Source organism: Streptomyces sp. NPDC056503, from assembly GCF_042794995.1.
Lineage (GTDB): Bacteria > Actinomycetota > Actinomycetes > Streptomycetales > Streptomycetaceae > Streptomyces.
This window is the reverse complement of record NZ_JBHTST010000013.1, coordinates 68,561-88,372: the sequence shown is the minus strand read 5'-3', so window position 1 is coordinate 88,372 and position 19,812 is coordinate 68,561. Positions and strand designations below refer to the sequence as shown.

General features: G+C 73.0%; 14 protein-coding genes and 1 pseudogene. 11 read left to right on the top strand and 4 right to left on the bottom strand.

The annotated features are described in order from the left end of the window. The 4 genes and pseudogenes from ACFQ8C_RS06455 to ACFQ8C_RS06440 all read left to right on the top strand — a co-directional run. Positions 1 to 218, top strand: a pseudogene (locus tag ACFQ8C_RS06455) (serine protease); the annotation flags it as partial. 64 nt (positions 219 to 282) lie between these two features. Then, on the top strand, positions 283 to 2,523 hold the full coding sequence (locus ACFQ8C_RS06450) for an FG-GAP repeat domain-containing protein (RefSeq protein ID WP_383452861.1): 2,241 nt from the start codon (positions 283 to 285) through the stop codon (positions 2,521 to 2,523). Between the two features lie 33 nt (positions 2,524 to 2,556). Then, positions 2,557 to 4,833: an FG-GAP repeat domain-containing protein gene (locus ACFQ8C_RS06445; protein ID WP_383452860.1), complete on the top strand. Its 2,277-nt coding sequence runs from the start codon at positions 2,557 to 2,559 to the stop codon at positions 4,831 to 4,833. Between the two features lie 179 nt (positions 4,834 to 5,012). After that, positions 5,013 to 7,151, top strand: coding sequence for a hypothetical protein (locus ACFQ8C_RS06440; protein ID WP_383452858.1), 2,139 nt, complete (start codon positions 5,013 to 5,015; stop codon positions 7,149 to 7,151). A 61-nt stretch (positions 7,152 to 7,212) separates the two neighbouring features. On the opposite strand, the gene ACFQ8C_RS06435 is transcribed toward ACFQ8C_RS06440, so the two are convergent. Beyond that, positions 7,213 to 7,629: an ATP-binding protein gene (locus ACFQ8C_RS06435; RefSeq protein ID WP_383452856.1), complete on the bottom strand. Its 417-nt coding sequence runs from the start codon at positions 7,627 to 7,629 to the stop codon at positions 7,213 to 7,215. A gap of 91 nt (positions 7,630 to 7,720) precedes the next feature. Between ACFQ8C_RS06435 and ACFQ8C_RS06430 the strand changes: the two genes are divergently transcribed. Beyond that, the gene (locus tag ACFQ8C_RS06430) at positions 7,721 to 8,584 is read left to right on the top strand and encodes a helix-turn-helix transcriptional regulator (RefSeq protein WP_383452855.1); all 864 of its coding nucleotides are present in this window, start codon (positions 7,721 to 7,723) and stop codon (positions 8,582 to 8,584) included. Beyond that, a complete protein-coding gene (locus ACFQ8C_RS06425) occupies positions 8,581 to 8,826 on the top strand; it encodes a DUF397 domain-containing protein (RefSeq protein ID WP_383452854.1) in 246 nt (81 codons plus the stop codon). The genes ACFQ8C_RS06430 and ACFQ8C_RS06425 overlap by 4 nt, the downstream gene beginning before the upstream one ends. Positions 8,827 to 8,970: 144 nt before the next feature. Here ACFQ8C_RS06425 and ACFQ8C_RS06420 read toward each other — a convergent pair whose 3' ends face one another. Then, complete coding sequence (locus tag ACFQ8C_RS06420; protein WP_383452852.1) at positions 8,971 to 9,510, bottom strand: EF-hand domain-containing protein; 540 nt, start codon at positions 9,508 to 9,510, stop codon at positions 8,971 to 8,973. Between the two features lie 650 nt (positions 9,511 to 10,160). Between ACFQ8C_RS06420 and ACFQ8C_RS06415 the strand changes: the two genes are divergently transcribed. After that, positions 10,161 to 12,164 (top strand): protein kinase, encoded by a 2,004-nt coding sequence (locus ACFQ8C_RS06415; protein ID WP_383452851.1) that lies wholly within the window; start codon positions 10,161 to 10,163, stop codon positions 12,162 to 12,164. 335 nt (positions 12,165 to 12,499) lie between these two features. Continuing rightward, positions 12,500 to 14,395, top strand: coding sequence for a hypothetical protein (locus tag ACFQ8C_RS06410; RefSeq protein ID WP_383452849.1), 1,896 nt, complete (start codon positions 12,500 to 12,502; stop codon positions 14,393 to 14,395). Here the strand turns inward: ACFQ8C_RS06410 and ACFQ8C_RS06405 are convergent. Further along, on the bottom strand, positions 14,392 to 14,802 hold the full coding sequence (locus tag ACFQ8C_RS06405) for a Zn-ribbon domain-containing OB-fold protein (protein WP_383452847.1): 411 nt from the start codon (positions 14,800 to 14,802) through the stop codon (positions 14,392 to 14,394). The genes ACFQ8C_RS06410 and ACFQ8C_RS06405 overlap by 4 nt on opposite strands. Further along, positions 14,799 to 15,251: a DoxX family membrane protein gene (locus ACFQ8C_RS06400; RefSeq protein ID WP_383452845.1), complete on the bottom strand. Its 453-nt coding sequence runs from the start codon at positions 15,249 to 15,251 to the stop codon at positions 14,799 to 14,801. The genes ACFQ8C_RS06405 and ACFQ8C_RS06400 overlap by 4 nt, the downstream gene beginning before the upstream one ends. A gap of 159 nt (positions 15,252 to 15,410) precedes the next feature. Here ACFQ8C_RS06400 and ACFQ8C_RS06395 point away from each other — a divergent pair, with 159 nt between their 5' ends. From ACFQ8C_RS06395 to ACFQ8C_RS06385, 3 genes are all read left to right on the top strand, one after another. Then, positions 15,411 to 16,571 (top strand): flavin-containing monooxygenase, encoded by a 1,161-nt coding sequence (locus ACFQ8C_RS06395; protein ID WP_383452843.1) that lies wholly within the window; start codon positions 15,411 to 15,413, stop codon positions 16,569 to 16,571. 161 nt (positions 16,572 to 16,732) lie between these two features. Further along, the gene (locus ACFQ8C_RS06390; RefSeq protein ID WP_383452842.1) at positions 16,733 to 18,955 is read left to right on the top strand and encodes an acetate--CoA ligase family protein; all 2,223 of its coding nucleotides are present in this window, start codon (positions 16,733 to 16,735) and stop codon (positions 18,953 to 18,955) included. Positions 18,956 to 19,032: 77 nt separating this feature from the next. Beyond that, entirely contained in the window at positions 19,033 to 19,755 is a 723-nt protein-coding gene (locus ACFQ8C_RS06385) for an enoyl-CoA hydratase/isomerase family protein (protein WP_383452871.1), read from the top strand. Positions 19,756 to 19,812 lie beyond the last annotated feature (57 nt).

Genomic DNA, 19,812 nt, shown 5'->3' with positions numbered 1-19,812 from the left:
CCGCCCGCACCCGCATCGGCGGCGGCTTCGGCCGCTACGGCGAGCTCGTCGGCTCCGGCGACTACGACCGTGACGGGAAGAACGACCTGCTCGCGTACGAGACCGCCACCAAGAAGACGTACTACTTCGGCGGCACCGGCGAGCGGTACACCCCGCTCAACCTGTCCCGCGTCGGCACCACCCTGCACGCGAACGGCTCGTACAACCTTTTCTCCTGATCGATGGTCATACGGGTCGGTCCGCACTCCTTTGCGGACCGACCCGTCTTCATCTGGAGAGCCCGTGCTTTCTCTACGCGTCCCCCGCCTCGCCATAACCTCCGCGGCCACCGTCCTCGCCGTCACCCTCGGCGCCGGAGCCCTGACCGTCCCGGCCGCCGTGGCCGCACCCGGGCCCGTCACCGCCGCGGCGGGCGCGGAGGCGGAGCAGGGCGTCGCGCGGATGCCCGTGAACCACGCCATCGAGGCGGGTGGCGGCGCCGGGTTCTTCAGCACCTACCTCGGCGATCCGGCGAAAGTCACCTGGACGAGTTACAAGGACGGCACGACCAGCTCCTTCGGGGGAGACCTGATGGTGGCCGGCGGCGACCTGTACGTCGACCACCAGTACAAGACCGTCGTCGACATGGCGACCGGGGCCCGCTACCGGCTGCCCGAGCACGACGCCCAGGCAGTGGGCATCGCCGGACCGTACGTCTTCACCACCCTCACCCTCGACACCACCGACGGCACCGGGTCTGGCCCCTTCCTCTCGGCCCACACCTCCCAGGGCACGCGCCGGATCACCGGACTGCCCGCCGGCGCCGAGGACTTCAAGGTCCGGCCCGGCACCGACGAGCACGGCGTCGTCACCTTCACGGGCGCCGACGGCGCCCGGTACCACGGTCTCGTGGACCTCGAAGCGGGGAAGGTCACCGAGACCTACCGGACCCCGGGCACCGGGGCGTTCGCCGTCTCGGACACCCGGGTCGCCTGGGTGGAGAACGACGCGGCCGGCACGGCCCAGGCGGTCGTCGTCACCCGGGGCACGACCGACCGGAGGACCGTCGCGCTCGGCCCGGCGAAGTCCCAGCCCGTGATCGGCCTGGTCGGCGACTGGCTCCTCGACGGCGTGGTCCCCCGGCTCGCGAAGGAGGCGACGCCCTACCCCGGCCTGCGCGCCCGGAGCCTCACCGCCGCCACCGCCGCGCCGGTCAAGCTGCTCGACCGCTTCGAGGAGCTGGTCCCGGACACCAGCGGCGGCATGCTGGCCGGCGGCGGCCGGCTCGGGACCGGCGACGGCGCCTACCGCGTCACCGCGGGGGCGGACGGCAAGCCCGTCGCCACCTTCGTCGCGGCCAGCGGCTCGCCGACGGAGACCGCCGAGATGAAGCCCGCCCGGGTGCCCGCCGGCACGGTGAACCTGGACGACGCTTCGACCGTCTCGTTCGACTGGTACCTGAACAACTGGGACACGAAGGTCACGGTGCAGCTGCGGCACGTCCGCACCGGCAGGACCTACGACTGGGTTATGGACGGCTACGACGAGGCCGGCGGCTGGGACAGCTACTACGGCGAGGGTTTCCCCTTCGGCCCGGCGTGGTCGGGAACGCTCGGCAACGCGAACAGGTTCGGCGAACCCAACACCCGCATGGCCTACAACGGCGCGTACACCTGGGAAATGACCGCCGAGCCGTGGACCGGCGTCGGCCCGGCCCTGAAGAGGTCCGGCTCCTTCACCGTGACCCGCTCGGCGAAGCCCCACGACTTCGACGACGACGGCGCCCCCGACCTGCTGGCCCGGGACGCCTCCGGCGTCCTCTGGTCGGACACCGGCTTCCGCAACAGCCGGTACAGCAACGAGGTCGACGTGCCGAAGACCCGGATCGGCGGCGGCTGGCAGATCTACGACCGGATCGAGGCCACCGGCGACCTCGCCGGCTCCGCCCACGCGGACATCGTCGCCCGCGACAAGGCCGGTGTCCTCTGGCTCTACCAGGGCAACGGGCTCGGCGGGTTCGCCGGCCGCGTCCAGGTCGGCGGCGGCTGGCAGACCTACGACAAGCTCACCGGCGGTTCCGACTTCACCGGCGACGGCCGCCCCGACCTCCTCGCCGCCGACAAGACCGGCGTCCTGTGGCTCTACAAGGCCACCGGCAGCACCACCAAGCCCTTCGAGACCCGCAAGCGGATCGGCTCCGGCTGGGGCGTCTACAACCAGATCACCGCCCCCGGCAACATCGCGGGCGCGGGCGCGGGAGACCTCCTCGCCCGCGACAAGGACGGCGTCCTCTGGATGTACCTCGGCAAGGGCGACGGCACCTTCACCAAGCGCAGTCTCATCGGCGGCGGCTTCGGCCGCTACGGCGAGCTCGTCGGCTCCGGGGACTACGACGGCGACGGCAGGAACGACCTCCTCGCCTACGAGTCCGCCACCAAGAGGACGTACTACTTCTCCGGCACGGGCGGGCGCGACGTCCCGTTCCGCCTGGCCCGCGTCAGCACGACGCTCTACGCGTCGGGCTCGCACGACCTGTTCGGCTGAGCGCAGTCCCCTCCCCCTGAAAGGGCGACGCACGTGAACCAGCGCCACTCCCACCGCCGGCTCTGCGCCGCGGTGCTCGTCCTGTCCACCGCGACGGCCGGGACGGGGACCCTCGTCACGGCCCCGGCCGCGCGTGCCGCCGCCCCGGCCCCGGTACCCGCCCCGGCCCCGGCCCCGGCCCCGGCCTCCGAGGCGGCGGCGCTGCCCTCCACCGCCGAGGTCCTCAGCTCCGGTGCCACCGGCTGCCTGACCTCCCGCACGGACGTCAGGGGCAGGACGTTCCTGGAGTGGCGCGGGTTCGCCGACGGCTCGGTCACCCCGCTGTCCGGCGGGACCGTGGCGTACGACAGCGGTTCGGACCACGCCGTGGTGAGCGACGGCGGCGGCACCCTGGTGACCGTGCGGGACATGCGGCCCGGCGCCACCTGGGCCGCGTCGTTCGACCTCGCGCGGGAGTTCGCGCCCGGCGCCACGCTGACCGGGGCCGTCGGCGCCCACCTGTACGTCACCGTGCCGACGGGCGACGGCTTCCGGGAGCTGTACGAGCTGTACCTGCCCCCCGAGGCGGGTGCCACGGCGCGGAAGACGAAGCTGACCTCCCGCGCCCGCGGTCTCGGCTACCGGGTGGTGGCCTCGTCCGGCGACAAGGCGCTGGTCATGGGCGTGAACCAGACGACCGGGAACCCGGGCTCGTGGACGTACTGGCGGGCGACGGCGACCGTCGGCGCCGACGCGGCCGTCGACGGGCCGGGCGCGACGGAGCTGACGGGCGGCGGCTGGTGGCCGGAGCGCGTGACGGGGGCGTACACGGCCGACCACCAGGCATGGACCTGGGGCGGCCCGGACGGCTTCGAGCTCGTCGTGGCGTCGGCCGGCGGCGAGCGGAGGATCCCGGTCGGGAACACCCTGGGCACCCCGCACCTCGCGGGGATCCTCGGGCAGCACCTCGCCTACGGCGCGCTGTGGGACGTCCACATGCCGCCGGACGAGCGGTTCCCGCTCCACGGGCGGGACCTCACCGCCCCGGACAGCGCGCCGTACACGCTCCTGGAGGACTTCACCAGCGTGGCGCACGCGCCCGACGGCAGCCTGCTGGTGCGCGGCACCTCCACGGAGACCGACGGCCTGTTCCGGGTCTCGGCGGGCGCGGGCACCGGGCGTCCGGTCGTCTCGCTGGTGGCGGACACGGGCCGGGACCTGAGCGTGCGGATCCTGAAGGCGGACGTCCCGTCCTCGATCGACCTGCAGAGCCCGGGCGGGCCGAGCCGGATGGCGTGGACCCTCAACCGTGCCGGGGTCTTCTTCGACCTGACGCTCGTGCACACCGCCACCGGCGCCAGGCTCCGGACCCAACTGCCCCACAGCGGGGCCTCGCCCTCGGATCCGTACGTCTTCGAGTGGGACGGCCTCCTGGACGGGGCGAGCGCCCCGAACGGCGCCTACACGTGGGAGGTCTCGATCAGGCCGTTCGACGGCGTCGGCACCCCGGCGACCGCCTCGGGCGGCTTCGAGGTCCACCGGGAGCGCAACCCGCACGACTTCGACGACAACGGCTCGACGGACCTCCTCGCCCGGGACGCCGCGGGCGTGCTGTGGCGGGACGACCTCCTCGACCAGCCGGTGGACGGCACGTTCGAGGCGGCCCGGCGGACGAAGGTGGGCGGCGGGTGGAACACGTACCGGCGGATCGAGGCGGTCGGGAACATCGCGGGCGCCGCCCACGGCGACCTGGTGGGGGTCGACGGGGCCGGGGTGCTGTGGCACTACCTCGGCAAGGGCGACGGCACCTTCACCGCCCGCCGCAAGGTCGGCGGCGGCTGGCAGGTCTACGACAAGATCACCGGCGGCTCGGACCTGAACGGCGACGGCCGCCCGGACCTCCTCGCCACGGACAGGTCCGGCGTGTCGTGGTTCTACGCGGCGACCGGCTCCGTCGCCAGGCCCTTCGAGTCCCGCCGGAAGGTCGGCGGCGGCTGGCAGGTCCACAACCAGATCACCGCCGTCGGGAACATCGCGGGCACCGCCGCCGGCGACCTCGTCGCCCGCGACACGGCCGGCGTCCTCTGGCTCTACCAGGGCAACGGCCGCGGCGGCTTCGCCGGACGCGTCCGCGTCGGCGGCGGCTGGCAGGTCTACTCGCACCTCGTCGGCGCGGGCGACGTCGACAACGACGGCCGCCCCGACCTCGTCGCCCACGGCGGGAACGGCACCGTCCTGTACGGGACCACCGGCTCCGCCACCCACCCCTTCGGCCGTCTGGCCGCCGAGCTGTACCCGGGCGAGGGCACCGCGTTCGACCGGGTCCTCTGACTCCCGTCCGTACAACCATCCCCTCGTCCCAGGGGTCTTGCGGACGGCACTTCCGAAAGCCCCAGGAGGAATCCGTGACTCCCGCACGCCCGGCCTGACGGGCGACCGACTCCGACCCACTCGCGGGCCCCGCGTCCCCTGCCGCGCCCGCACCGTTCCGTTCACCTGGAGGGAATCGCGTGTCCAGCGTCCGTACCACCCGACTGCGGCCGACCGCCGCCGTGCTCACCGCGGCGGCGGTCACCGGCACCCTGCTGGTCGCCCCGGCGGCCTTCGCCGCACCCGCCGCGCCCGTGACCGGGCTCCATGCGGCCGCCACCCGGGACGTCGCCCCCTTCCCGAAGGGCGGCACGCTCGTCAGCGCCGGGAGGACCGGCTTCCTCGCGAAGGCGGGCACGACCGCGGCGCCGTACTTCTGGACGACGTACGACGGCACCGTCACCGCGCTGCCCGGCGCCCTGTACTTCGGCGCCGACGGGACCGACACGGTCGTGCAGGACTCGGGCGACGGCACCTACACCCTGCGGACCATGGGGTCGGACGCCTCTCCCGTCGTCGTCACCACGCCCGGCCGGCTCGTCGGCGTCGTGGACACGACGCTCGTGATGCAGGACGCGCAGGGGATCCACCTGGTGGACAAGGCGGGGGACCGGGTCGTCCGCCGCACGGTGACCGGCCTGCCGGGCGGCGACACGCACCTGCGCAGCACCGCGCCGGGGGCGCTGACGGTGTCGACGAACAACGGCACGGACCGCCTCTCCCTGGTGGACACCGCCACGGCGTCGGTGGTCAAGACCGTCACGGCCCGCAACAGCGTCCTGGGCTTCGAGAGCGTCGCCGGGTCGCCGACGCACCTCACCTGGTACGACTACACGCCGGCGGACGACGGCGGGTCGTTCCACCTCTTCGACCGCGCGACCGGCCGCACCCAGGTCCTGGACCACCTGGGCGGAGGCCAGTCGGTGGTCCTCTCGGAGGACTGGCTGGCGATCGGGGGCGTCGGCGGCGGACCGCTCGGGCAGGTGGGCTGGCCGCTCGTGCTCCGCTCCCTGTCCGACGGCCGGGAGACGGAGATCCTCGACCGCGTCGACGGCCTGCGGACCGGCGCCGACGGCGCGTTCCTCGTGCAGGGCGTCCTCGCGCGCGAGAAGGGCGTCTACCGGGTCACGGTCGGCGCGGACGGCGAGCCCGCCGCACAGCTCGTGGCGAGCGCCGGACGCCTCCCGGACCTCACCGTGACGTCGGAGGACGTGCCGAAGATCGTCGACTTCGACGACGCGGACGACCAGGTGTACCTGTCCTGGGACTTCAACCTGAGCGTGGCGCCCAGGCTCACGCTGACCCACACCGCCACCGGACGGCAGCGGACCCTCTCGTACGGCGTCTACTCCCCCGGGCCCACGTACCGCTTCATATGGAACGGCGACGGCCCGTTCGCCGGCACGGGCGACTACAGCGGCGAGTACACCTGGAAGATGACGGCCACCGAGACGGAGAACGTCGGCCCGGGCGTCGAGCGGACCGGCACCCTCACGCTCAACCGTCCCGTGACGGCCCGCGACTTCGACGCCAACGGCTTCCCGGACGTCCTCGCCCGCGACGCCGCCGGCGGGCTGTCCGCTTACGAGACCAAGCAGTTGGGCCACCCGTACGCGAACACGTTGTCCCCGACACCGCTGGGCACCGGCTGGAACACCTACACCCTGATGGCCTCGCCCTCGGACCGCACCCTCGTCGGACGGGACCGCGACGGGGTGCTGTGGCTGCACCGGAGCGAGAACCAGAAGCTGCTGCCCCGCACGAAGGTCGGCGGCGGCTGGCAGGTCTACAACAAGATCACCGGCGGCTCCGACCTGAACGGCGACGGACGCGGCGACCTCCTCGCCGCCGACACCTCCGGCGTCCTGTGGCTCTACGCCTCCACCGGCGACACCGCCCGGCCCTTCAAGCCCCGCGTGCGGGTCGGCGGCGGCTGGCAGGCCTACAACCTCCTCACCGCCCCGGGAAACGTCGCCGGGGCCACCGGCGGCGACCTGCTCGCCCGCGACAAGGACGGCGTCCTCTGGCTCTACCTCGGCAAGGGCGACGGCACCTTCACCGCCCGCCGGAAGATCGGCGGCGGCTGGCAGCAGTTCACCCACCTCGCCCCCTTCGGGGACGGGAACGCGGAGGGGAGCGAGGACGGCCGGGTCGACCTGTTCGCCATCGGACCCGGCGGCTCCCGGTTCTACCTGACCACCGGCTCGACGAGCCGGCCCTACGGGACCCCGAAGATCCTGCCCCACCGGTCCGGCGCCACCTTCACGACCGTGTTCTGAGGCGTCGCACCGACCCTTCGCACCCCATGAGGACGGTCCGGCCTCCCGAGGACCCGGACCCCTACCGGCGCGGGACGGTCGCCCAGACCGTCTTGCCGACCGCGCGGTCCCTGACGCCCCAGGCGGACGCGAGGGTGGCCACGAGCAGCAGCCCGTAGCCGCCCTCGTCGGGCTCCCCGGACGGCAACGGCCGGCGCTCGCCGCGCGCGTCCGACAGCTCGACCCGCACCTGACCGCCCTCCCGCTCCATCCGCAGCTCGAAGTCCCGCCCCGGCACCCGCCCGTGCTGCACCGCGTTGTTCGCCAGCTCCGCCACGACGAGCTCCGCCGCCTCCGCCGCCGACCCCGCCACCCCCCACGTCCGCAGCTGGTGCGCCGCCAGCAGACGGGCCAGGCGCGCGCCCCGGGGCGTGGGCGTCAGACGGAGCGCGAACTCCGGCGCGTACTCACTTGTTGGAGTGGTGATTTCGGGCTTCATGGCTCCGAGAATGGAGCCCGCGACCTACGCTGAACAGCAGCGACGCCACGACGCTGGGTAACTGTACGGGTACGCCAAGAGGGCGGTACGGATGTCGGGGAACAACGCGGAGCGGCCGGAGAAGCCCTCCGAAGCAGACGGCACGGCGCACTTGTTCAAGGCGCTGGGGAAAATCATCAAGGTGCTGCGGCAGAACGCGGGCCTGAGCCAGGCGGCGCTCGCCTCGATCACCCATTGCAGCGAGGACCTGGTCTCCGCGATCGAGCGCGGCGTACGGACCCCGCAGCCGGAGTTCCTGCTGCTGGCGGACGACGCGCTGGGGGGTACGGGTGTCCTGACGGCGGCGATCGAGGACACGGAGAAGGCGATCTCGCGGGCGCGGGTGCGACATCCGGACTGGTTCCAGAGCTTCGCGAAGGAGGAGGCGCGGGCGCTGGCGGCGCACTACTACGAGGTGCAGGCGGTGCCGGGCATCCTTCAGACACCCGCGTACGCACGCTCGCTCTTCGAGCACCGCCGTCCCATGCTGGACGAGGAGACGATCGAGAAGCGGGTCGCTGGCCGCATCTCGCGGCAGGCACTCTTCGAGCGCTGGCCCGCGCCGACGCTCACCTTTGTACTGGAGGCGGCAGTCTTGCTACGCCCCTTCGGCGGACGGGAGATCCACCGCGAGCAGCTTCGGCGCATCTTCGAGGTGGGCCAGCGCCGGACCGTGGAACTCCAGATCCTGTCACTGGACAGGGACGAGCACCCTTATCTGGACGGCGCCTTCACCCTGCTGACTCCGCCAGGGCGGCGGGAGGTGGCGTACACCGAGATCTACGGGCACGCGCGGCTCATCACCGACCCGGAAGAGGTTCGCCAGCACTCCGAGCGTTATGGAATCCTGCGCTCACAGGCACTCACCAAGCGGGAGTCCCTGACCTGGATCGAGAAACTTCTGGGAGAGCGATGAGCACCGCGGATCTGGCCTGGTTCAAGAGCAGCTACAGCGGCCCTGAAGGCGGCAACTGCATCGAGGTCGCCTACGACTGGCGCAAGTCCAGCTACAGCAGCAGCGAAGGCGGCAACTGCGTAGAGGTAGCCGCCCATCCCACCACCGTCCACGTCCGTGACTCCAAGGTCCCCCACGGCCCCCGGCTCGCCGTCGCCCCGGCGGCCTGGGCCGCGTTCGTCGGGGTCGCCTCGCGGGCGTAGCGCCGTCGCCCTTCCGCAGAGCCCCCTGCCCCTCGGCGAGTTCAAGGGGCCGTGGCAGAGCTCGCATGACGGATGGTCAAGCCGTAGGGCCCGCCCGGATGTCCGGGCGGGCCCTTGGCCGTGAGGGTCGGGGTGGTGCGAGGGTCAGCGTCCGAGCAGGGGGACGTCGATCTCGCCCAGGTGGTAGGCGCGGACGGCCTGCACCAGTTCCTCGACGGAGAGCTGGCCGTCGCCGTCGGCGTCGATCTGGGCGAACGCCTCCAGCGGGTTGATGTCGTGGACGCCGATGGCGTCGAGCCAGGACTTGAACTCGGCGGGGTTGACCTGGCCGTCGCCGTCCACGTCGATCAGCTTGACGATGGCCTGGATGGTCGGCGTGACGACCCGGCCGAAGCCCGCGCCGCCGTTCTCCAGGATGTGCTCCTCGGCGATGTGGTTGAACTGCTCGGGGGTCAGGGCGCCGGTCCGCTCGTCGATGCCGGCCTTGTCGGCGAAGAAGCCCCACATGCCGAGGTAGGCGTCGATCAGCGCGCGGGCGGCCGGGGCGCCGGGGGCCTCGCTGAAGGCCCGGAGGATGCGCCGGGCCTCGGCGTCCCAGTCGGCACGGTCGATCTGGCCGTCGCCGTTGACGTCCCAGAGGTCGAAACGCTTCTGGACACGGTCGAGCTGAACGGAAGTGGTCACTGCACTGCCTCCATCTGTGAGAACTACGTAGGGTGACTCTAGCGTCACTCAACGTTGCCTCGGGGAAATCGGCTCCTGGAGGCGCTCGACCGGGGTCGTCCAGTCGAGCGTTTTTGCGGGTTCCGTCGTCGGGTTCGGCGGCGACGGCACCGAGGCGCTCCCGGCCGCGCCGGGTCAGGTCGGCGCCTTTCGGGACGTACCGGCGCGGCAGGCCGTTCGTGTTCCCGTTCGCACCACGCCGCCAGGGGCCGGAGGGATCGCAGAAGTGGACGGGCGCGCCCGCGGCCGGGGAGAACCGGCCGCGCGGGCCCCCCGGAGCCCTGGCCGGCACCCCTCGGCCAGCAGGCGGGCCGTGATCCCCCGTTCCCGGGGCGCGGCCGTCGAGCCCCGGCTCGGGCGCGTACGGCCGTTCCCGGGATCCCGGTTGCGGCGTGCCCCCCCGGCCGATCACGGACGGGCCGCGGTCCGGCTCGGCGGCGACGCCGGCCTTCTCCCGCAGCCGGTCGGCAACGCGCCCGCACCCGTGACCGCGGCCCCTTCACGAAACCTTCAACCACAGCCGCGTAACAACGCCTTGACGGCAATTCAGATGGTCATCGCACTGGGCTACCCTGTGGCCCATGCAGGGGGAATTGGAAAACGACTCTAGTTTGGCCGGCAGCGGAGCGATCCCGCTCGAAGCGGAGGATCCGCGACGCATCGGCGCCTTCCGCCTGCTCGGGGTGCTCGGCTCCGGCGGGATGGGACGCGTCTACCTGGGCGCGGTCCCGGGGACGTACGCGGCCGTGAAGCGGGTGCTGCCGTCGCTCGCGGAGGACAAGGACTTCCTCAGCCACTTCGGGCACGAGCTGGACAACCTGGCGCGGCTGCCCGGCGGGGCCAGCACGAAGCTGCTGGCGAGCGACCGGCTGGCGAAGCCGCCGTGGTTCGCGACGGAGTTCATCCCCGGGGTGACGCTCAACGACGCGCTGCGGCTCAACAACGGGCCGCTGCCCGTGGACGCGCTGTGGCGGCTGCTGCGGGAGGCGGCGGCGGGGCTGCGGACGGTGCACGCGGCGGAGATGGTGCACCGGGACCTGAAGCCGTCGAACGTGATGCTGACCGGGGACGGGCTCTCGCTCATCGACTTCGGGGTGGCGCGGGCGGCGGACCAGAGCCGGCTGACGAAGACCGGCATGATCATCGGGACGCCGGCGTACATGGCGCCCGAACAGGCCGTCGCGGACAAGGTGCTGACCGGGGCTGCCGACGTCTTCGCCCTCGGCAGTCTCGTCCTGTACGCGGCCAACGGGCGGCCGCCGTTCGGGGACGGGTCCGGACACGACCTGCTCTACCGGGTGGTGCACGGAGAGCCGGACTTCGGGCGGCTCACCGAGGCCGACCCGGACCTCGCGGACCTCGTCCGGACGTGTCTCGCCAAGGACCCCGGGGACCGGCCGACCGCCACCGAACTCGTCGGGCACGCGGACGCGCGCGCGGCGGGGGTCGCGTGGCCGGAGGCGGTGGCGGCGCGGATCGCCGAGCGGGTCGCCTTCGCGGCCGGGGCGCCGACGGCCGAGGCACTGGCCGAGCTGGAGGCCGCCGACCCCTCGAAGGACGTGGACACGGCGCCGCTGACCCCGCAGACGCCGGTGACCGACCCCGCGTACGTGCTCGCCGGGAAGCCGCCGGGCGGCGGGGACCGCAAGCGGCGGAACCGGCTCGTCATGATGGCCGTGCCCGTCGTGATCACCACCGGTACGACGCTGACGCTGACCCTGGGCCCGTACGAGCTCGGCCAGGCGGGCGCGGAGAACCGGCCCTCCTCCTCGCCCACCGTCGTGATCACCCCGTCGGCGCAGCAGCCGTCCTCGGCCGTGCCCGGGGCGAAGCCGTCCGCCTCCGTGCGGCCGTCCGGGTCCGCGTCCGCCTCGGCGTCCGCGACCTCCGTCCCGCCCGGGACCCCGCCGCCGGGCGCGCCGCAGCCGCCCGCGGACGGCGGCGGGGCCGTCTCCGGCGGCGGCTCGTCCACCGGCGGAGGGGGCGGCACGTCGACCTCCGGCGGGTCCTCCGGCGGGTCTTCCGGAGGCTCGTCCGGCGGTTCGTCCGGCGGGTCCTCCGGGGGCTCTTCCGGCACGGCCTCGGGGGGCTCCTCGGGGGGCTCCTCCGGAGGCACCACCACCCAGCCGACCACCTCCGCCCCGCGCCCCACCACGGCCGCGCCGAAGCCGACGCCGAAGCCCACCTCGGGCGGGGGCGGGTCGGGACCCTCGGGGACGTACGCGCTGGAGAACGGGACGAGCGGGAACTGCCTGACGGAGTACAAGCAGCCGTACGGCGTCACCACGATCAACTCCATGGCGTGCGGCAGCCAACCGGAGAGCGCCGGCTACTCGTGGACCTACCGGGCCAACGCGAACGGCTCCTTCCGGCTGGTCAGCAGGAAGTCCGGCCAGTGCCTCCAGCCGAGCAGCGGCATCGCCGCCACGGTCGCCGCCTGCACCGGAGCCGCCACCCAGTCCTGGAAGATCGCGTCCTCCACGTCCGCCGGCCGCGTGTTCAAGAACGTGGGCAGCGGCGACTGCCTGACGTCGAACCCCGGCGGCGTGGTCCTCTTCGCCTGCGGCGGTTCTTTCAGTAGCGGTCAGTACTGGCGGAATATCGGCGCTCTCTGAGGGTCCCGGGGGGCGCGCGGCCACCGGCGCCCCCCGGGCCCGCCGGGAGCCCCCGGACGGGCACGGGAGGGTGCCGGACGGGCACGGGAAGGCCGCCGGACGGCTCCGGACGGCCCAAGGGCGACCCCCGGCGCGAAGCGCCCTCCCGCACGCTCGGCCGCTGGGGCGGTCGCGGCGACGCCCCACGAGCGTTGCCGCATTTGTCCGGATCGCACTGTTACGTTCCTCCTCGCGCGCCGCCTCCCGCGGCCTCGGCGTCCTCGGTTCCGGCCGCCGGGCGCGGTGACGGCGTGAACGCGCACCCCTCTCACGAACAGCACCGAGGAGCGTTCGTAGTGATCAGATCCGTACCGCTGAGGCGTCACGCCGGCGCCGCCGTGCTGGCCGCTTCGCTCGCCGGGGCGTTCACCCTCCAGGCGGCGCCGGCCCAGGCACTGGCCGCGGCCGCGCCGCTGTGCTCGACGCCGAGCGCGCTGGACGGCAGCCGCTTCGAGATCGACACCAACGCCAACCTGGTCGTCAACGGCGCCGCGGCCACCTGCGTCGACTGGCTCACCGGCGGCACCAACAGCGCGCTGAGGATCACGCCCAAGCGCGACCGGCCGAGCGGGTCCAACGACAACTCGTTCGGTCAGGGCTCGTCCGAGAACGACCCGAACCCGACGATCGTCAGCGGGTCGATCCCGCCGAACAAGAGCGACCTGCTGTCCTACGGCGTCTACACCGAGGACACCACGACGCCGAAGTTCCTCGAACTGTTCTGGCAGCGGGTGAACAGCCCGCAGGGCACCACGAACATGGACTTCGAGCTGAACCAGAAGTTCTGCAACCCGATGGCCATGCCGTCGAACTGCGCGAACAACGGGTCGGTCGAGACCGCCACCCCGGTCCGCACCCAGGGCGACAAGCTCATCACCTACGACCTCTCCCGGGGCGGCACCGTCCCGACCATCTCCATCCGCGAGTGGACCGGCGCGGTCTGGGGCCCCGCGGACGTCATCAGCGACGGGGCGAGCCCGGACGCGCTCGGCTCGGTGAACACCTCGCTCATCCCCGCCAACCAGGCCGGCGGCACCATCGCCAACGGCGGTCTCGGCGCGCTGGACCCGTTCACCTTCGGTGAGGCCGCGATCTCCTTCGACGCGATCTTCCCGACCGGCAGCGACTGCCGCACCTTCGGTTCGGCGTACGTGAAGAGCCGCTCCTCGGACTCCTTCAACTCCGAGCTGAAGGACTTCATCGACCCCCAGCGGATCAACCTCACCAACTGCACGTCGCTCATCACCACCGCGACGCCCAGCGTGACGATCGGCGACCCGATCCACGACACCGCCACCCTGGGCGGCGGCATCAGCCCGACCGGGACGATCACCTTCCGTCTCTACGGCAACGACCAGTGCAGCGGCACCCCCCTGTTCACCAGCCCCGTCAACGTGAACGGCAACGGGAACTACAACTCCGCGCAGTACGTCCCGACCGCGGTGGGCACCTACTACTGGACCGCGCAGTACAGCGGCGACGCGAACAACTCCGGGTCCATCACCGCCTGCGGCGACCCGAACGAGTCCTCCGTGGTCACCAAGACCCAGCCGGCGATCACCACGGACCTCTCCGCCGACGAGGTCGTGATCGGGGGCTCGGTCTTCGACTCGGCGACCCTGACCGGCGCGACCGCCGACGCGGGCGGCACGGTCACCTACACCGCGTACTCCGACATGGCCTGTACGCAGAACCCCCGGGCCGCCGGCACGAACCTCCCGGTCGTGAACGGCGTGGTGCCGAACTCCAGCTCGCTGGACTTCAACGCCATCGGCACCTTCTGGTGGCAGGTCAGCTACTCCGGCGACGCCAAGAACCAGGCCGCGATCAGCGACTGCCAGACCGAGCCGCTGCGGGTCGTCAAGGCGGGCTCGCAGATCTCGACCGCCCAGTACACCTACCCGCAGGACAGCACCCACGTCACCGCCACGTCCGGCGGCCAGCCGACGGGCAACGTCACCTTCCGCCTCTTCGGCCCCAACGACACCACCTGCTCCAACCCGGTCTTCACCCAGACGGTCGCGCTGAGCGCCACCGGCCGGGCCTCGACCGACAACACCACCTTCCGGGTGGACTCCGCCAACTCCGGCCAGTACCACTGGACGGTCGTGTACGGCGGTGACACCAGCCACGACGGCGTCACCAGCCAGTGCGGTGTGGAGCACTCCACCATCACGATCACGGACAACTAGTCCCGGGCCGGAGGGCGGGCGGTGAAGACAGGCACCGCGACACCATCCTCCCCCGTCCTGAAGGCGACCTCCAGCTCCATGTCCACCCGGAGGTCGCCTTCCGGCACGTCCACGACCTCCGTCATCATGCGCGGCCCCTCCGCCAGGTCGACGACGGCCGCCACGTAGGGCACCCGGTCGCCGAAGGGCGGGAGGTCGTTGCGGTGGACGACGGACCAGGTGTAGAGCCTGGCGCGGCCGCTCGCCGGCTCCCAGTCGACGTCCTCGCTCCAGCAGTGCGGGCAGAACTCGCGGGGATAGTGGTGGGGGCGGGCGCAGGCCCGGCAGCGGCGGAGCAGCAGCCGGCCTTCGGCGGCGGCGTCCCAGTAGGCGCGGGTGAAGGCGTCGATGTCGGGGGTGGCCGTCACGAGAAGAGTCCGATCGCGGCGTCGAGGGACCAGGTCTGCCAGGACATGGCGAAGAGGGCGACGAGCGAGATCAGCGCCATCATCGCGTTCTGCCCCTGCTCGGCCCAGTCGTGGATCATGAGGACGAGGTAGAGGAGGTTGAGGAGGAGGCCGCCGACCAGCGCGATCGGGGTGAGGAAGCCGCTGATCAGGCCGAGTCCGAGGGCGAGCTCGGCGTAGACGACGACGTACGCCATGAGCCGGGGGCGCGGGGCGACGATCGCGTCGAAGCCCTTCCCGACCTGCGGCCACCGGTGCTTGCCGGCGACGTCCGCCGCCCAGGCTATTCCGGTGCCGCGCTCGAACCAGCCCTTCCTGTCCTTGTGGCGCCAGCTCTCCAGCCACCACAGGCCGAGGCCGATGCGGAGGACGGCGAGCCATTCGGCGCCGGTGAGCCAGACGGTCTGCATGGGTGATCCTCCTCGGCGGACCCCGGAGATCTGACGGTACGTCAGTTCAGCGCAGCGCCCCCGCCCTCCGCAAGGGGTCGGGGCGCGTGACCGTTTCGCAACCGAAATCCCTTCTCGACCGAGACCCACTGCGTGTACGCGTCATTACGCTCAGCAGTCATGGTCACCACCACCCCCCAAGAACCGGTGTACGTCATCGGCGCCGGCCCCGGCGGGCTCGCGGTCGCCGCCACCCTGCGCGCCCGCGGCGTCCGCGCCGTGGTCCTGGAGAAGTCCGGGACCGTCGGCACCTCCTGGCGCGGCCACTACGACCGGCTGCGGCTGCACACCACCCGGCGCCTCTCCGGCCTGCCCGGGCTGCGGATCCCCCGCGCGTACGGCCGCTGGGTCGCCCGCGCCGACGTGGTCCGCTACCTGGAGGCGTACGCCGAGAAGCACGAGCTGGACGTGGTCACGGGCGTCAAGGTGCACCGGATCGAGCCCGCCGGGGACGGCAGCGGGACCTGGGTGCTGCACGCGACCGGCGGACGGCGGCTGACCGGCCGGGCCGTGGTCGTCGCCACCGGCTTCAACCACACGCCGGCCGTGCCGGGATGGCCGGGCCTCGACACCTACGAGGGCGACCTGATCCACGCCCGCGAGTACCGGAACCCGGAGCCGTACACGGGGAAGGACGTGCTCGTGGTCGGCGTCGGCAACACCGGCGCCGAGATCGCCGCCGACCTCGCCGAGGGCGGCGCCGCCCGGGTCCGCCTCGCGGTCCGCACCGCCCCGCACATCGTGCGCCGCACCACCGCGGGCTGGCCCGCGCAGCGCACGGGCATCCTCGTCCGCCGCCTCCCGACCGGCCTGGTGGACCTCCTCGCCCGGAGCCTCGCCCGCATCGCCACCCCGGACCTGACGGCCCACGGCCTGCCCCGCCCCACCACCGGCCTCGCCAGCCGCGCCCGCGAGGGCGCCATCGCCGTCCAGGACGTCGGACTCGTCGACGCGGTCCGCACCGGGAAGGTCGAGGTCGTCGCCGCGGTCGAGGCCCTGGAGGGGAACGAGGTCGTCCTCGCCGACGGCACCCGCGTCACCCCGGACGCGGTCATCGCCGCCACCGGCTACCGCCGCGCCCTCGAACCCCTCGTCGGCCACCTCGACGTACTCGACGAGCGCGGCCGCCCCCTCGTGGCCGGCCCCCGCTGCGCCCGCCGGGCGCCGGGACTCTACTTCACCGGTTTCACCAACCCCCTCAGCGGAATGCTGAGGGAACTGGCCCGGGACGCGGAGCGGATCGCGCGGCGGATAGCCCGCACGAAGCCGAAGAAGAGGTAGCCGGGCAGGAGAATCCGCCCCCGCGGCCCCGCCCCTCCCGGCGGGGCCTTCGCGCTTCCTCCGCACCGCCCCATTCCTGACTGAGCGTCAGTTCTGTAATCTGACTATGCGTCAGGTCACTTGTCCGGGACGCGTCCTGCACGGAAGGGCGGAGCGGAACGATGCTTGGATCGACTCACGGCACCTTCACCACCGGTCTGCGCGCCCGCGTGGACGCCTGCGGGGAGTCCCCCCGCACCGCCGTCCACGGGCGCGCCGCCGCACCCGGCGACCGGGACGTCAGCGGACGGGAGCTGTACGCCGAGGTCCCCGACCTCGACCGCTTCTTCCGGCCCCGGTCCGTCGCGGTCGTCGGCGCCTCCGACACCGAGGGACGGCCCAACACCGGCATCACCCGGCAGCTGCTCGCCTGGGCCGAGCGGGTCGGCGCGGAGCTCGTACCCGTGCACCCGACCCGTACCACCGTCTTCGGCCTCGACTGCGTGCGCTCCGTCAGGGACCTCGCGGACCCCGTCGACCTCGCCGTCCTCCTCGTCGCCGACCCGCTGCCCGTCATCGAGGAGCTGGGCGAGGCCAAGGTGCGGTTCGCCGTCGCCTTCGCCTCCGGCTTCGCCGAGACCGGCGCCACCGGGGCCGCCGCCCAGGAACGGCTCGCCGAAGCCGTGCGCCGCACCGGCGTCCGGCTCCTCGGCCCCAACACCAACCTCAACGCCTTCGAACGCTTCCGCGACGACCTCGACGGCCCCGCCGTCGCCCTCATCACCCAGTCCGGGCACCAGGGCCGCCCCGTCTTCACCCTCCAGGAGCTGGGCGTCCGGCTCTCCCACTGGGCGCCGACCGGCAACGAGGCCGACCTGGAGACCGCCGACTTCCTCTCGTACTTCGCCTCCCTGCCGGAGGTCGGCGCCATCGCCGCGTACGTGGAGGGGCTCAAGGACGGGCGCGCCTTCCTCCTCGCCGCCGACCACGCCGCCCGCGAGGGCGTGCCCGTGGTCGCCGTGAAGGTCGGCAGGACCGAGACCGGCGCCCGCACCGCCGCCTCCCACACCGGCAAACTGACCGGCGCGGACCGGGTCGTGGACGCGGCGATGCGGCAGTTCGGGGTGATCCGGGTCGACGGACTCGACCAGCTCCAGGACACCGCGACGCTCCTCGCCCGCGCCCGCAGGCCGCTCGCCGAAGGCGTCGTCGTCTACTCCATCTCCGGCGGCACCGGCGCCCACTTCGCCGACCTCGCGACGGCCGCCGGGCTCACCCTGCCCACCCTCCCGCGGGCGAAGCAGGACGAGCTGCACCAGTGGATCCCGGAGTACCTCGGCGTCGCCAACCCCGTCGACAACGGCGGCCACCCCGTGGGCGACTGGCGCGGCCGGAAGATCATCGACGCGATCCTCGCCGACCCGTCCGTCGGGGTCCTCATCTGTCCCATCACCGGCCCCTTCCCGCCCATGAGCGACAAGCTCGCCCAGGACCTGGTGGAGGCGGCCGAGGCCACCGACAAGCTGGTGTGCGTGGTGTGGGGCTCGCCCCTCGGCACGGAGGACGCCTACCGCACCACCCTCCTCGGCTCCTCCCGCGTCGCCACCTTCCGCACCTTCGCCAACTGCATCGGCGCCGTGAAGGCCTACCTCGACCACCACCGCTTCACCGCCGACTACCGCTCCCCCTTCGACGAGGCCCCCCGCACCCCCTCCCCGTCCTTCCGCAAGGCCCAGGCCCTGATGCGGCCCGGGCAGCGGCTCAGCGAGCACGCGGCCAAGCAGCTGCTGCGCGCGTACGGCATCCGCGTCCCGCGCGAGCAGCTGGTGACGAGCGCAGCGGCGGCCGTCCGGGCCGCCGGCCTCGTCGGCTACCCGGTGGTGATGAAGGCCTCCGGCGCGCAGCTCGCCCACAAGACGGAGCTCGGCCTGGTCAAGGTCGGCCTGACCTCGGCGAGCCAGGTCCGCGACGCCTACCGCGACCTCACCGACATCGCCCGCTACGAGGAGATCGACCTCGACGGCGTCCTCGTCTGCCAGATGGTGGGCAAGGGCGTCGAGATGGTCGTCGGGGTCACCCGCGACGAGCTGTTCGGCCCGACCGTCACGGTCGGCCTCGGCGGGGTCCTGGTCGAGGTCCTGAACGACACGGCCGTCCGCGTCCCGCCCTTCGGCGAGCGCGAGGCCCGCTCGATGCTGGACGAACTGCGCGGCCGGGCCCTCCTCGACGGCGTGCGCGGCGCGCCGCCGGCCGACATCGACGCGCTCGTCGAGGTCGTGCTCCGGGTCCAGCGGATGGCCCTCGAACTCGACGGCGACCTCGCCGAACTGGACATCAACCCGCTGATGGTGCTGCCGCGCGGCCAGGGCGCGGTGGCCCTCGACGCACTGGCCGTCTGCCGATAGGAGCCCCCGTGTCATCGGACGTACTGCACACCGTCGAGAACGGCGTCTCGTGGATCACCCTCAACCGCCCCGAGGCGATGAACGCGGTGACGTGGGACCAGCGGGAGCGCGTCGTCTCCCTGCTCGCCGACGCCTCCGCCGACCCGGCCGTACGGGCCGTCGTCCTCACCGCCACCGGACGCGGCTTCTGCGCGGGCGCCGACCTGCGCGGCTCCCCGCAGGCCTCCGGGGAGCGGGTGGCCGGGGACGTGTCCCGCATGATCCGGCAGGGCGCGCAGCGGTTCGTCGCCGCCGTCATGGACTGCGAGAAGCCGGTGATCGCGGCGGTGAACGGCACGGCGGCCGGGATCGGGGCCCACCTCGCCCTCGCCTGCGACCTCGTCATCGCCGCCGAGTCCGCCCGCTTCGTCGAGGTCTTCGCCCGCCGGGGCCTCGTCCCCGACGGCGGCGGCGCCTACCTGCTGCCGAGACTGGTCGGCCCCCAGCGCGCGAAGGAGCTGATGTTCTTCGGCGACGCGCTGCCGGCGGCGGAGGCCCGGGCCATGGGCCTCGTCAACCGCGTCGTCCCGGCCGAGGAGCTGACGAAGACGGCCCGCGCGTGGGCCGAACGCCTCGCCCAGGGCCCCACCCGCGCCCTCGCCCTCACGAAACAGCTGGTCAACGCCTCCCTCGACACCGACCGGGCGACCGCCTTCGCGGCGGAGGCCACCGCCCAGGAACTCAACATGACCACCCGCGACGCGCAGGAGGGCGTGGCGAGCTTCGTGGAGCGCCGTGAGGCCCGGTACGAGGGCCGATAACGGGTCGGCAGCCGTTCCACCCGGCTCGTAGGGTGTGGCTCACACCTGTCACACCGC

Bases quoted from the DNA above. Each gene is read 5' to 3' on its own strand.
- ACFQ8C_RS06425 (WP_383452854.1), top strand. From the start codon at position 8,581: ATGAGCACCGCGGATCTGGCCTGGTTCAAGAGCAGCTACAGCGGCCCT.
- ACFQ8C_RS06385 (WP_383452871.1), top strand. From the start codon at position 19,033: ATGAACGCGGTGACGTGGGACCAGCGGGAGCGCGTCGTCTCCCTGCTC.
- ACFQ8C_RS06395 (WP_383452843.1), top strand. From the start codon at position 15,411: ATGGTCACCACCACCCCCCAAGAACCGGTGTACGTCATCGGCGCCGGC.
- ACFQ8C_RS06390 (WP_383452842.1), top strand. From the start codon at position 16,733: ATGCTTGGATCGACTCACGGCACCTTCACCACCGGTCTGCGCGCCCGC.
- ACFQ8C_RS06430 (WP_383452855.1), top strand. From the start codon at position 7,721: ATGTCGGGGAACAACGCGGAGCGGCCGGAGAAGCCCTCCGAAGCAGAC.
- ACFQ8C_RS06400 (WP_383452845.1), bottom strand. From the start codon at position 15,251: ATGCAGACCGTCTGGCTCACCGGCGCCGAATGGCTCGCCGTCCTCCGC.
- ACFQ8C_RS06435 (WP_383452856.1), bottom strand. From the start codon at position 7,629: ATGAAGCCCGAAATCACCACTCCAACAAGTGAGTACGCGCCGGAGTTC.